9 protein-coding genes are annotated in these 14,056 nt (G+C 50.2%); 4 read left to right on the top strand and 5 right to left on the bottom strand.

Annotation, left to right across the window (positions count from 1 at the left end):
* Window positions 1-763 precede the first annotated feature (763 nt).
* Window positions 764-1,714: an LLM class flavin-dependent oxidoreductase gene (locus AArcSt2_RS14875; protein WP_174654826.1), complete on the top strand. Its 951-nt coding sequence runs from the start codon at window positions 764-766 to the stop codon at window positions 1,712-1,714.
* 88 nt (window positions 1,715-1,802) lie between these two features.
* Window positions 1,803-3,542, top strand: a complete 1,740-nt coding sequence (locus AArcSt2_RS14870) for a M28 family peptidase (protein WP_174654827.1) — start codon at window positions 1,803-1,805, stop codon at window positions 3,540-3,542.
* Here the strand turns inward: AArcSt2_RS14870 and AArcSt2_RS14865 are convergent, their stop codons facing one another.
* Genes AArcSt2_RS14865 through AArcSt2_RS14850 form a run of 4 tightly spaced genes read right to left on the bottom strand, consistent with a single transcriptional unit; the run spans window position 3,543 to window position 8,769 of the window.
* Complete coding sequence (locus tag AArcSt2_RS14865) at window positions 3,543-4,286, bottom strand: SDR family oxidoreductase (RefSeq protein WP_250585729.1); 744 nt, start codon at window positions 4,284-4,286, stop codon at window positions 3,543-3,545.
* A 47-nt stretch (window positions 4,287-4,333) separates the two neighbouring features.
* Window positions 4,334-6,781, bottom strand: a complete 2,448-nt coding sequence (locus AArcSt2_RS14860) for a dipeptide ABC transporter ATP-binding protein (RefSeq protein ID WP_250585727.1) — start codon at window positions 6,779-6,781, stop codon at window positions 4,334-4,336.
* A 6-nt stretch (window positions 6,782-6,787) separates the two neighbouring features.
* Window positions 6,788-7,771: an ABC transporter permease gene (locus AArcSt2_RS14855; RefSeq protein ID WP_174654830.1), complete on the bottom strand. Its 984-nt coding sequence runs from the start codon at window positions 7,769-7,771 to the stop codon at window positions 6,788-6,790.
* Entirely contained in the window at window positions 7,771-8,769 is a 999-nt protein-coding gene (locus tag AArcSt2_RS14850; RefSeq protein WP_302929140.1) for an ABC transporter permease, read from the bottom strand. The genes AArcSt2_RS14855 and AArcSt2_RS14850 overlap by 1 nt, the downstream gene beginning before the upstream one ends.
* 241 nt (window positions 8,770-9,010) lie before the next feature.
* Between AArcSt2_RS14850 and AArcSt2_RS14845 the strand changes: the two genes are divergently transcribed.
* Together AArcSt2_RS14845 and AArcSt2_RS14840 are read left to right on the top strand one after the other, a co-directional pair.
* Complete coding sequence (locus tag AArcSt2_RS14845; RefSeq protein WP_250585724.1) at window positions 9,011-10,525, top strand: carboxypeptidase M32; 1,515 nt, start codon at window positions 9,011-9,013, stop codon at window positions 10,523-10,525.
* A complete protein-coding gene (locus AArcSt2_RS14840) occupies window positions 10,522-12,291 on the top strand; it encodes a M28 family metallopeptidase (RefSeq protein ID WP_250585722.1) in 1,770 nt (589 codons plus the stop codon). Before AArcSt2_RS14845 ends, AArcSt2_RS14840 begins: the two co-directional genes overlap by 4 nt.
* Before the next feature lie 55 nt (window positions 12,292-12,346).
* Here AArcSt2_RS14840 and AArcSt2_RS14835 read toward each other — a convergent pair whose 3' ends face one another.
* Window positions 12,347-14,002, bottom strand: coding sequence for an ABC transporter substrate-binding protein (locus AArcSt2_RS14835; RefSeq protein WP_250585720.1), 1,656 nt, complete (start codon window positions 14,000-14,002; stop codon window positions 12,347-12,349).
* Between the last annotated feature and the right edge of the window lie 54 nt (window positions 14,003-14,056).

The raw sequence follows: 14,056 nt of genomic DNA, 5'->3' as shown, positions 1-14,056 counted from the left end.
ACGGAAACCAAAGGTTTCCGAACAACCTCGGGGCATTCTCCTTGCATTCTGTAAACATATATACCGATCGATGAACGAACTACAAAATATTGAGAGAGATGTGAACAGCAAGACAGAATATTTGCAACAAGTGGGACTGGAGATTAGCAAGGGTCTCCGAAATAACGGAATCTCACACGATACAAATAATGACTATTCGAACGATCGGCAGACTAGACCGCAACCGAGTCGAGAACAAAGAAGCGCTCATTCTGTGAGCTCCCAGGTGATGACGGCACTCTGCTGGTGAACTGGGTGACTTGACATCCACCCACGACTAAAGTCGTGGGCTTTCTCCTTAATTCTCTGTAATCGATCGGGGAAAACGCGGAGTAGAGGATAGCGACGAATGACTGCGTACGTCGAGACAGACTATCTCCCACAAAAACTGATAATTAATAAACAGTAATTAGTTTAATATTAAGTCTCCAATAAGAAGATACTGTAAAAATACATATGAGGCGGCTTTTATCATGTTAAAGTTAATTACTATAATGATAGTAAAACTATAGCATGTTTATTTTCAAAATTTCCAATCACCAAATTCGAATTTGATGACATGGGTAATTTTCTGGGACGTGTCTCGGAAAAACGCATCTATTTTTCACATTGATTTTGAGGGGGAAGTCCACGATTTTAGTCGTGGATAGCTGACATTTATCTCCCGGAAAAGAGAGTTCGATCGACAGGCGAAACTTATTACCCCGGTCTGTGAATAGCTCTCATGGAGTTTGCGGTCAATATACCGACAAGCGGCGGCAGCAACGAGTATAGTACCCTGCCATATTGTGAGTCGATCGAGTGGGATGATCAGCGATCATACGCTGTAGCGGCAGAAAAAAGTGGATTTGACGGGGTTGCAGTTCCAGATCATCTAATGACTGGTGATGGGCCAACCACAGAGTGTCTCGTTACGCTTGCGGGTATTGCTGGCGCAACTGAGGATGTCTATCTATATCCAAAAACGGTAAATAACATTCTTCGGCAGCCAGCACTGTTAGCAAAAACGATGGCGACGCTTGATTCGATTTCTGATGGCCGACTCAGACTAGGAATGGGTGCGGGATGGAAAGATGACGAGGCGATCGCATACGGCTACGAGTGGCCATCTGCACCGGATCGGCTCCGCGAGATGGAAGAAACCATCGAACTGCTCAAAGAACTCTGGACCGCCGACCGGGTTACCTATCATGGGCAATATGTCACAGTGGATGATGCCTGCTGTCTGCCACATCCGGTACAAAACCCACATCCCCCAATCATGGTCGGTGGTGGTGGCGAGGAGTTCACATTGCGGATCGCTGCGAAACATGCGGACATCTGGAACTTTTGGGGACCAGTTGATGTGATGGAGCACAAACTCGCCGTCCTAAAACAACACTGTCAGACGTACGATCGTGAGTACGATGAAATAACAAAGTCATGGTTTGCTCGCTGTCTCATTCGGGAGACCAAGTCAGAAGTTGCGGAGCTACTTGAAGCTGCACCGCGATTCCATCCGGATTCGATCGGCGACACAGAGTTTGCATTGGTCGGAACACCTGAGCAAGTTGAGGCACAACTACAGCCGTTCCTCTCCTTGGGGATCACTGAAATCGTGCTTGAGTTCGTTGATTTTCCACAGACGGATGGGATGGAACTGTTCGCAGAGACTGTTCTCGACAATATGACCTGATCAATCACCACAAACAACTAACGGTATCCCGTTGAGTCAAGTACTGTGTGAGTGTTTATGCTCTTTCCCGGTGATGGTTGAACATCGTATGATTACACCTGTTGATAGGGCTACAGAGGAGACGCTCCGAGAGATGATCGACCCAGATCAGTTGACCGCACACGTTGACGAATTTAGCGGCTTAGAACGCGTGTCAGGATCTGCAGACGAACTGCAGGCAAGTGAATACGTCGTCGAGACGCTCCGTGAGTACGGTGTCGAGGCAACGCTCGAAACAGCAGACGTGCTTGTGAGCATCCCCGAGTCTGCAGAGATCGTTGTGACCCATCCAACACGCCAACCAATAGAGACTGCCATTACAACCTCATTCAGCGGTAATACACCCGCCACAGGGATACACGGGACCGTTATCAACATCCCTGATGTGACGTCCGAAAGCGTTCAGCGCGCGAGCGTGGCTGGAAATATTGTGCTGACAAAGGGATTTCCGACACCAAAGCCAGTGCAGTTGCTTACAGATGCTGGTGCCGCTGGTGTGATCTATGAAACAGTCAGTGAGTCACACCTTCATGAGATGATCGTCACTCCAATTTGGGGCACACCAAGCAACGAAACAAAAGACGAACTTCCGACGCTCCCCGTCGCTCAGATTCACCAATCCGATGCAGCATGGTTGAAAGAGTTGGTTGCTGGATCTTCGGTCGAACTAACCCTCACAACAGAAGTTACCACAGAACTTCGATCGATTCCATTCCCAATCGGGCGGGTCGATGGAACCGAGAGCGATCGGTATATGATCGTGGGAAATCACGTTGATTCGTGGCATGAAGGCATCACTGACAATGCAACCGCAATGGCAGCAACAATTGAGCTTGCAAGACTCTTTGCGGAGCACCCGCCGAAACGGGGGGTTGTGTTTGCATTCTGGCCTGCACACTCAACAGGGCGCTATGCAGGAAGTAGCTGGTACGCTGATAGAGAATGGCTCGATCTTCGAGAAAACAGCGTGCTATACCTTCATTTGGATCTTAACGGGCTGAAAGGTGCGGATGGAATCTGGTATCAACACATGGCCGAGCTCGAAGACGAACATTTTGCAGCGATCGACGCAGCGACAGATCTCCCACCTCGGGATGATGATGAAAGCTTCCTCGGAAGCGATCGACCGGGACGAAATTCGGATCAGTCGTTTTGGGGAACCGGAACGAGTTCAATCCTCTCCGGTGCTCGATTAGAACCTGGTACACCCGATGGCGGCCCGATCGGTGGCGGCTGGTGGTGGCATACGCCGGAGGATACACGCGATAAAGTCGATATCGACGTGCTTGTCGAAGAGACCAAACTGTTTGCAACAATCGCAGCACGGGTGTGTTATTCGCCTGTGTTGCCGCACGATTTCCGTGCAACGGTTACGGAGATCAAAACACAGTTGGATGAGATTTCGAGTGCATCGGAGCACGCGTTTACGAACATCTACGATCGACTCGCATTGGCCCATGAGGAATTACACGCGGTATACGACGATATTGACCAGCTGTCTGCGACAAGTGATCCGGAGTTCCTGACTGCAGTCGAGGACCTCTACGTTGCGCTTGGTAACGAACTGATCCCGATATTATACGTCAGTGGAACCGATTACGGTCAAGACCCCGCTCTCTCACAGCCGCTCTTACCGCAGTTGCAGTGCGCCCGCTCGCTCCCGGACGCATCAGGGCCGACACGGCGGTTTATCGAAGTGAGCACCGATCGCGCGGCAAACCGTATCTGTCATCGATTGGATCGCACATTACGTGCGGTTCGGCGTTGCGACGAGCGCTTGAACAGCTGATCACGACAGCTGTGCCCCACCGTCGACGGTAAGCAGTTCGCCAGTGATATAACTGCTCTTCGGGCCAAGCAGAAATGAAATGGCATCCGCAACCTCCTCTGCAGTCCCCATTCGCTGTGCTGGCAGTGACGCTTCAAATGCAGCAATCTCATCTTCGTTCCACAATCCCGACTCAGTTGTTAACGGTGTTTCTATCAATCCAGGAACGACACAGTTGACTCGAATATGTGGACTCAATTGTTTCGCTAAGCCGCGAACAAGCCCAAACTGCCCCGATTTTGCTGCGGAGTAGTGGACACCTCCGCTCATACTCCCACGTTGTCCTGCACCACTGGAGACCGTCACAAATGTGCCGACTCCACGCTCGTACATCGGGATACACGTCGCCCGCGCGACATTGTATGCTCCTGTGAGGTTTACATCGATGATCCGTTGCCATCGATCGGGAGTAATCTCATCAAGCCATCCTGGCTCAGAGACGCCTGCACAGTTCGCAACAGCACAAATATTTCCATCCGCTTCAGCAATATCAACTGTTGATTGAACGGCGGCATACTCACTGATATCTACCATGTGTGGCATCACCATCTCATACGCAGCGGTGCTGTACTGATCGACAACCGCTGGATCAATATCGACTGCGATAACGGAGTCAAATAACTGTTCGTCTACAATTTGTGCGACGACTGCAGCACCGATTCCACTGGCAGCGCCTGTGACAAGCGCAGTTTTCGGTTGTGGCATAGGTGTACGCTCGTTGAGAGATGAAATAAAAGGTCGTTTGTGGGTGCTTACGGTGCCTGTTCAAAATCATCCGCATATCGGTGACAAAGCACAACCCGATCGTTATCACCAGCTTCGTATTCGGAGACGGACTGTGTACAAACACTTGGAGAAATAAATTCGTCAGTGAGCAGGTCATGTGCAGCATCCCACTCTCCAGCGACAAGTTGGTCGATCGTATCTGAAATGACTGTACCCAGCGCATCATCTGGGACTCCATTTGCGAAGAACGATTCGTGAATTGATACTGGATCGTCAGCGACAAACGCACGTCGTCCAACAGCCCGAACGAACGCAAGCGTCTCATCCCAGTGTGGATGCCCGGAATACTGATCTGGTGGGATAAATGCCGTACAGCGCGGATTGAAGTGGCAGCCTGATGGCGGATTGAGCGGGCTTGGCACGTCTCCAACCATGTTTTCTCGTTCCTTGACAGTGTCAGGGTCTGGGATCGGAATTGAACTGAGTAGTCCGCGGGTATATGGGTGCTTTGGATCAGCAAAGACATCAGCCGTTTTGCCGATTTCAACAATCCGTCCAAGGTACATCACTGCAACCCGATCGCTTATCTGTCGGATAACGCTGAGATCGTGGCTGATAAACAGATACGTGAGATTGAACTCCTCTTGCAGATCTCGCATAATTGAGAGGACCTGTGCTTGGACGCTCACATCGAGTGCGCTCACTGGCTCATCACAAACAACAAGCTTTGGGTCCACTGAGAGCGCCCGTGCGAGGTTAACACGCTGGCGTTGTCCACCGGAGAACTCATGTGGATAGCGGTTGTACTGGCTTGGATTAAGTCCCACTTTTTCTAAGAGATCAAAGGCTCGCTCTCTGCGTGTGTCTGCATCATACAGCTTGTTCACCTTCATTGGCTCTTCAATAATCTTCCCGATCGTCATCCGAGGATCAAGCGACGAGTGTGGGTCTTGAAACACCATTTGGATATCTCGGCGTTTCTGACGGAGAGGCTCTCCTGACAGGTCGCTCAGCGACTCTCCATCAAACATTACCGAGCCATCAGTTGGCTCAAGCAGTCGGACGATCGTCTTTGCAAGCGTTGACTTTCCACAGCCGGACTCACCAACAAGCCCAAGCGTTTCTCCGGGGTAAACGTTCATCGAAACGCCATCAACTGCTGTTAATACCTCCGGAGACCACTCTATCTGTGGAATCCCGCCGGATAGTGAGACCGATAACGGCCCGAACAGTCCACTGCTCGTATTGAATTCCTTTCGGACCTCGTTTAGTTGTAAGATTGGTGATGACGTGTCGATATGTGTAGATGTACGTTCCGCAGGTGACGAGACGTTTTGCGTCTGCGCTTGGGCCTGCGACTGAATATGAGGAGTACCATCTGGATTGGCCTCATTCTGAATATATTCGCTGTTTTCGTACTCCGTTTTAAACGAGTCATACTGCAGGCAGCTGACAGTGTGATTGGTATTCTTATTTTCCCCACGATCTGACTCCGTGAACGCCTGCAATGGTGGCTGTACCTCTTGACAGATCTTTTTTGCCCCGGGGCATCGAGTATGAAACCGACAGCCCTGTGGTGGGTCGCGAGCACTTGGCATTAATCCAGCAATGGATTGCAGTTCATCCTGTTTGCGATCTGGACGTGGAATTGAAGCCAGCAGTGCTTGCGTGTACGGGTGCTTGGTGTCATAAAAGAGCTCTCGTACTGGCGCAGACTCAACAATATTGCCAAGATACATCACATTAACCCGATCACAGAGTTCAGCAACAACACTCATATCATGGGTCACCCAGATGAAGCTCGTGTCGTATTTGTCTTTCAGATCGTTCACAAGATCGAGAATCTGCCCTTCAACAGTAACATCTAGCGCTGTTGTCGGTTCATCCGCAATGATAACGCTTGGTTCACACGCCAAGGCCATTGCAATCATTATGCGTTGGCGCTGTCCGCCCGAAAATTCATGTGGGTACTCGTGGAAATTTGTCTCCGGATCCGGAATACCCACCTCTCGAAGCATCTCAATTGCGTCCGACTTTGCGGCAGCGCCTCTGAGATCACGATTGAGTTCAATTACATCTTGAATCTGGCTTCCGATCGTATATACCGGGTTGAGACTCTCCATCGGATCTTGAAGAATGATTGCGATCTCATTTCCACGAATGCGTTTTCGAATCTGTGCATCCGTGTACGACTCAGCCGTCGGGCGTGGAATGCCGTCTTCGTCTTGCTCAACGGCATAAATCGTCTCACCTTTGTATGTGATTTCACCAGCGACAATCTGGCCCGGCTCTTCGATCAGTCCAAGGATACTTTTGATTGCAACGCTTTTTCCGGCTCCGGATTCACCGACAAGCCCCAAAATCTCTCGTTCGTGGAGCGTAAAGGAAACACCATCTACGGCCCGGATAGTGCCGTCATCAGTTCGGAACTGTGTCTGTAAATTGGTCACTTCAAGGATTGGTTTCTCTGTCATAATATCTCAGTTTTCAGTCCGTGGGTCGAGGGCATCTTGGAGGCCGTCACCAAAGAGATTGAACGCAATCACTGTGATCAGGATTGCAATTCCTGGCCATACACTATACATTGGAGCCGGTAGCATGAAGTCTCGGGATTCTGCAAGCATCTGCCCCCATGATGGGGTTGGTGGCTGCGCACCGAATCCAAGGAATGAGAGTCCTGCAATGATCAGAATACTCACACCAATCTGTAGTGTTGCCTGAACCAACACTGGCGAGAAACTGTTCGGGATGATGTGGTAGAGGATAATCTGATGGTCCTTTGCGCCAGCTACTTTTGCGGCTGCAATATACTCTTCTTCTCGAACGCTCACCACGCGCGATCTGATAAGCCGGTTAAACACCGGAATTGAGACAATACCAACGCCAACCATCGCAAACGTCACGTCACGTCCAAATGCAGTCATGAACGCGATGATGAGGACAAGGAACGGAATTGCATAGAGCGCTTCGGTAAAACGCTGGAGGACGTCATCCACTCGCCCACCGTAGTATCCAGAGACTGCGCCAATGATCGTCCCTCCGACGAGACCGATCGTTGTTGCAGCAAACCCTGCGGTAATTGCGATTCGAGTGCCGTAGATCATGCGTGTCAGGATGTCACGACCTCGGTGGTCTGTGCCTAATGGATGTTCGATTACACCAGGGCCATAGATTGACTCCATCCCAACCGGTGGCAGAAGTCGTTGACCACCTGTTGGATCACGTTCTGGATGATACAAAAACCGCTCAGCAAATGCATAATCCAAGAGATAGTAGTCAACTGAAGTAAATACGGCGACTGCAGTCACAAAGAGGATAATATACAATCCGATCGTCGCGGACGTGTCTTTATGAATCTCTTTGAGGATGTACAGTAGACCGCCATTTTTTTCCTCAACAGTTGCTGGACGTGACTCGGCATCTCCTAGCTGGTCGATCGCGTCATCAACGGTACGACTTCCCATTAGGAATCACCTCCGTACTGGACTCGCGGATCAACATATGCATACAAAACATCTGTAATAATTACACCGACAATGTATGTGATACCAAATACGATCGTGGTCCCCATGACCAGTTCGTAATCTTGGTTGTTGATCGCCTGAATAATCAGCCGACCCATACCGTTAATTTCGAACACAGTCTCAATCAGGACTGCGCCACCAAGTGCGGTGCTGAGACCAAGCCCGATAATTGTAAGTACTGGTAGTTGTGCTACCCGGAATGCATGTTTGCGAAGAATGGTCCGCTCAGGGAACCCATATGCTCTTGCCAACAAGACGTAATCTTCTCGAAGCGACTCCACCATCGAGGAGCGTTCAATACGAGTTATCTGTGCCATCTGTAGCGTTCCCAGTGCAATTGTTGGCAGTATTGCATGATGAACCGACATGAGAAGCACATCGATTCGTGTTTCAGCACCACGGATACTTGCCGGGTCAGCCCATGGCAGTACCAATCCGGTTGCGGGGAACAATCCAAGGTAGAATGAGAAGAAAATAATTAGCAGCAGCCCGATCCAGAATGACGGCGTTGAAACGCCAATCAACGACACAATCCGCGAGATGTGGTCTGTCGGCTTGTTACGTCGCTTTGCGGAGATAACTCCAAGTGGAACAGAGATTGAGATTGCAAACGCAAACGCACAGACAGTCAAAAATACGGTAACTGGCAGCCGCTCAAGGATCTTTTCGGTTACTGGCATCCCATAATGAATACTGTAGCCTAAATCACCCTGTACAACACCAAGGAGATAATTGAAGAATCGCTCGTACAGTGGTCGATCGAGCCCATACCGTGCCTGTACCTCCGCAACTAGTTCAGGCGGGGCACCAGGACTCAAAAAGATTGAAACCGGGTCTCCGGGGATTCTGTTTGTGAGGAGAAATGTCACAAGGATAATGATGAACAGGACTGGTATCGACTGTACCAGCCGAAACCCCACATACCGAAGGAGACTCACGAGACCGCACCACCGATCGGCATGGCCTCACCACCCCAGACATTGCCTGCTGAGTTGTGGTCACAGAGTTCCACAGATAATGAAGAGCAAATACAATAATTTTGGTTGATTATGTTTGATGGTATCACTACTCATGTATGAGTGTTGTGGATAAATAAATAATTTTCGAGTAACGTAGCCAAGTGCGGCGCGCTTGGTACGTGTCAACAACCATTATGTACCCTCCCGGGAAAGGTATTCTATGGCAGCAAGCAATACGAGCGAAGCAGCCGAGACCTATGACCAGCTTCTGACTCACTACGAGGATATTGTTCATCTTGAACAAATCGACAACGTACTATTTTGGGATCAACAGGTGATGATGCCCGCAGATGGAACGCCTGCACGATCAGGGCAGCGATCGACAATCTCGTCGCTCAAACACGATCTACTGACGAGCGACGAACTGGGTGGATTGCTCGCGCAATTAGCCGATGCATCGCTTACTGACGAAGAACAGGCCGTTGTTCGTGAGATCGATCGACAGTATGCGCGTGAAACACAAGTACCGGGATCGCTCCAACGAGAGCTGTCACAGGCAATCAGTGATTCAACACCGGTCTGGCAAACAGCTCGTGAGAATGATGATTTCGAGTCATTTGCGCCAATGTTGGAACATATTGTCGAAATTCGCCAACAGCAAGCAGCGGAGATCGATCCGGATGCAGAGCCGTTTGACGTGATTTTTGCAGAGTATGAGCCGTATCTTTCTGTTGAAACCGTTGAGTCAATGCTTCACGAACTTCGCGATGAGTTGGTACCGTTGATTGATGCCATCCGTGAGTCCGATGTTGATCCTGCAGCAGGTGTGTTCGAGGGGACGTATAAGAGTGATGCACAGTTTGCGCTGTCCGAAGAGGTGCTTGATCTTGTTGGTGTTGACTGGAAACGAACCAAGCTTGACACCTCAACACACCCATTCTCATTTGGAAATCAGTTTGATGTCCGAATGACTACCCGATTCGATGAAGCAATACCGGTCGATGGACTCACAAGTACACTGCATGAATTTGGGCACACTGATTATACACAGGGACTCCCCGATGATGCGTATGGAACGCCACTTGGTGAACCTCGAAGCCATGGAATCCATGAATCACAATCGAGATTTTGGGAGAATCAGGTTGGTCGAACTGAGGCGTTCTGGGAGCTTATCCAACCGCTACTGGTCAAACATTTCCCAGATTTGGAGGGTACATCAGCCCGTGAGCTGTACGCGGCAGCCAATCAAGTATACGATGAAAATTATATACGTGTTGAGTCAGACGAGCTGACATACCACATGCATATTCTCCTTCGCTTCGAGATTGAGCGCGATCTGATAAATGGTGACCTTGCTGTAGCGGATGTCCCAAGCCGATGGAATGAGTTGATGGAGGAGTTGCTCGGGATTACACCACCGTCTGATACGGTCGGCTGCTTGCAGGACATCCACTGGTCGCTCGGACGAATCGGCACATTCCAAAACTACAGTGTTGGGAGCGTGTTTGCTGCGCAACTACAGGCAGCGCTCGAATCAGAGCTTGGAGATATTGAAATGCTAATCGAAAACGAGTCGTTCGATGAGATTCACGCTTGGCTTACGGATGCGGTTCATCAGCACGGACAACGATATACGACTGACGAACTCATTGAAGTCGCAACCGGAGAGCCGTTTACTGCGACATACTTCATTTCGGACATGAAGGAAAAATACAGTGATATTTACGACCTATGAGCAGCTACGAGCAGCCACTCTATGACTGCCAGACCCCATCTCTGGACTCCACAGAACAGTCTGTCGTTGAGTCAATTGATCAGGACCGAATGTGGGACTCTGTCGAAAAATTCTCCTCGTTGACACGGATCTCCGGGACCGGTGGGGAGCGGAAGGCAGCAGAGCATCTCACAACGGTGCTCAGCGATCATGCTGTTTCACACACGGTTCACGAACCCGAACTGTACCTGAGTACACCAGTCTCTGCAACGGTTACCGCTACGGACCGCACAGAGTGTTTTAAAAGCGCAAAAACAGTGGCCTTCTCGGACAACGACTCTGTGAGCGGTGAGGTCATCCGACTACGCGCTGACGAAGAGGGTGATTCGGTCGAGTCGCTGTTGGACCACTCACTCAACATTGATGATGTTGCTGTCGAAGACAAAGTTGTTGTCGCAGAATCGCTCATTCCAATCGCAGAGATCAGAGCGTTAGCAGCACGGGGTGCTGCAGCATTTATTGCAATCCATCCGCACGATCGAGAGCCACATGAAGGGATCATATCGCCCGTGTGGGGGGGTGCACCGACGTTTGAAGAGAAAAACGAGATTCCAGAGATTATCGTTGCAAATATTTCTGGTGACGATGGGGATAAACTCGATGCACTGATTGAAAACAATCCTTCTCTGTCGCTCACAGTGAGCACAACTGTGGATACGCGCTGGGTTCGCTGCCCACTCATTGAGGCGGAAATCACGCCGACACAGACAGCCACAGATGAGTTTGTGTTACTACATGGGCATTATGACTCCTGGCATGTTGGGGTCACAGATAATGCAACCGGTGATGCCGCCTTGTTAGAGGCTGCTATTGCCCTGTCAGCGCATGCTGACCAACTGACTCGGACTGTCCGGGTTTGTTGGTGGCCCGGTCATTCAACAGGCAGATATGCTGGGTCAACGTGGTATGCAGATACATTTGCCAACAGCCTCAACGAGAACTGTCTCGCTCATGTAAACGTCGATAGCCCAGGGGTCAAGGATGCGGTTGAGTTCACGAGCCGAGTGAAATGGATGACTGCTGCTGCGCCTGTCGCGATCGGGACAATTACGGATGTGACCGGGAAGCAAACAGAGACTCGGCGTCCATCCCGTGCGGGTGACTACTCGTTCAATAATATCGGTATTGCTGGGCTCTCATTGCAGTCATCGATCGAACATTCAGTGAGAGAAGAACGTGGCTACCACCTCGTCGGGGGGAGTGGTGGTCATGCAGATGCCTGGCATCTCTCAACAGACACGCTCGAAAAGGCAGATCCTGCGACCCTCAAGCGAGACGCTGATGTATACACGATCGCAACATATCGGCTTGCATCTGCGACACACTGTCCACTGGACTACCGGCTCACAATAGCTGAACACCAACAAACGCTTGAGACACTCAAAAAAGGATCATCCGAATTAGGGCTTGAGAAAGAGTTCAGTAGGCTCGAAGAGACATACAGCGAACTCGCAGCGAAAGTCAACGAAATATACGAACAGGAGAACCATTCTTTTAGGAATCTCCAACCGCTGGCCCGAACACTCACACGAATTAATTATGTGACGGACAAGACATTCGAACAAGATCCTGCTGTTGGGAGACCACCGCTCCCAGCACTGGCCGCTATTGCGCACCCGCCGAATGATACGGATAGCAAACGCTTCCTTGCATGGGGCGCTCGACGGTCGTACAACGCACTCACCTACGAGCTTCGATCGGTGCTTGCACAGCTCCCGGCCAACTAAACCCAGAGCTGACTACATATACTCTGTTATTTTGAGCAAAACAGAAATCGAATGACTAGTCGATGCTAACGTTTGTTCCGGAAACATCAGAGTTTGTGCTGCGTCGATCGGAGAATACCTGTGGGTTCTCTGTTGCAACAGGATGTGGCTCCAATCCGGTAACATAGTCTTTGACAGCCATGTTGGTACTGAGGTTGTACAGCGGAATGTGAACGCGGTCTTCGATCATCATCGTCACCGCTTCCTCATACATGTCACGGCGTTCCTCGTAGTTCGGGTTTACCCGTGCATCATCGAGCAGTTGTGCGAACTCATCATTGTCGTAGTAGGTTCCTTGGAATGCACCCTCTGGGTGGACCAATTCATAGATAAACCGGTCAGGGTCTGGATCACGAGTCCATCCAAGGAGATAGATGTTGACCTGATCTGCATCACCTGATGCGAATGTATCCAACAGTGTACCGAAGTCAAGGCGCTGTACATTTCCTGTGTAGCCTGCTTCATTGATACCATTCGCAATTGAAATCGCGACGTTCTCACGCATTGATGTCGATGAGACGAGGATATTGCACTCCCAGTCATCCGGGACACCAGCTTCTTCAAACAGCTCGCGTGCACGATCGATATCCTGCTCGGGCCACATGTCTCTCCATGTGTCAAGTGGCATATCCCAATCTTCTGCCAACGGCTCTGGGAGAATGCTGTACATTCGCGAGCCAACAGGCTCAACAAAATTCGAGATTGCAGAGTCAAGGTCTGTGGCGTAGACAATCGCTTCCCTTACTTGCTGTTTTGCAACTTCGCCTTCGTTCATATTGAAAGCAGCAAACTGGTAGTTGAGTTCGGGCCCAGTCACGATGCTTGCATCGTCCATGTTCTCGACAGTGCTCCACAGATCTGGAGAGATGTTGTCCGCAACATTGACTTCGTCATTTTGGAATTCAGTGATTCGAGTTGTATCCTCCTCGATCGGAACAAACTCCAGCTCTTCGATGTTTGGAACTGAATCTCCCCAGTAATCATCGTGGCGACGTAATCGGGTGTAATTACCCGCACTCCATTCAACAAACTCAAATGGACCGCTGCCCACGACAACACTTCGTCCAAACTCTTCTCGATCTTCCTCTCGGACGTGTTCTGGTGCGATCGGATGTGCAATCGTGTTCATAATCGGAGGATATGGCTCGTCGAGATTCAGCTGGATCGTCTGCTCGTCAATCTCCTCCATGCTCGTGATAAGCGCAAAGTCTGGCCCGTAGTCAGTTGATTCTTCAACGGGTTGGGTAAACGTGTATGCAATATCTGCTGCCGTAACTGGCTCGCCGTCGTGCCACCGAGCGTTGCTATCGATTTCGATCGTAAATTCGGTCCCATCCTGGTTTACTTCCGGCATACTAGTTGCCAACAGTGGCACAAGATCAGTCCCTTCATCGTACGTGTAGAGTGCATCATACACCCAGTTTTTGATGACGATCGAATAATTCCCACCACGGTTGTTTATCGGATCAAGTTCGTCTGGAGCGGCATTCTGCGCAAAAACGAGGCGATTTTCTCTATCGATGTCTCCATTTCCACTGCCTCCATTGCCGCCATTTCCATTGCCGCCATTACCGTTTCCACCGGTACATCCTGCTAACGTTGCAATTCCTGCTCCGCCGGCGGCTCCCAGAAACCAACGACGACTACGGCTATGCTTGTGGTTCTCAACCATAGTTAAAACTGCATCTTCCGGTATAAATATGTGTTGGTTACATTCGCTTTCCTA

It is taken from the genome of Natronocalculus amylovorans (assembly GCF_023638035.1).
Taxonomy (GTDB): domain Archaea; phylum Halobacteriota; class Halobacteria; order Halobacteriales; family Haloferacaceae; genus Natronocalculus; species Natronocalculus amylovorans.
Note: the sequence above shows the minus strand (reverse complement) of the source record. Positions and strands in the feature narration are given on the sequence as shown.

Coding starts and splice junctions, on each gene's coding strand:
- AArcSt2_RS14875 (WP_174654826.1), top strand. CDS start 764: ATGGAGTTTGCGGTCAATATACCGACAAGCGGCGGCAGCAACGAGTAT.
- AArcSt2_RS14870 (WP_174654827.1), top strand. CDS start 1,803: ATGATTACACCTGTTGATAGGGCTACAGAGGAGACGCTCCGAGAGATG.
- AArcSt2_RS14865 (WP_250585729.1), bottom strand. CDS start 4,286: ATGCCACAACCGAAAACTGCGCTTGTCACAGGCGCTGCCAGTGGAATC.
- AArcSt2_RS14860 (WP_250585727.1), bottom strand. CDS start 6,781: ATGACAGAGAAACCAATCCTTGAAGTGACCAATTTACAGACACAGTTC.
- AArcSt2_RS14855 (WP_174654830.1), bottom strand. CDS start 7,771: ATGGGAAGTCGTACCGTTGATGACGCGATCGACCAGCTAGGAGATGCC.
- AArcSt2_RS14845 (WP_250585724.1), top strand. CDS start 9,011: ATGGCAGCAAGCAATACGAGCGAAGCAGCCGAGACCTATGACCAGCTT.
- AArcSt2_RS14840 (WP_250585722.1), top strand. CDS start 10,522: ATGAGCAGCTACGAGCAGCCACTCTATGACTGCCAGACCCCATCTCTG.
- AArcSt2_RS14835 (WP_250585720.1), bottom strand. CDS start 14,002: ATGGTTGAGAACCACAAGCATAGCCGTAGTCGTCGTTGGTTTCTGGGA.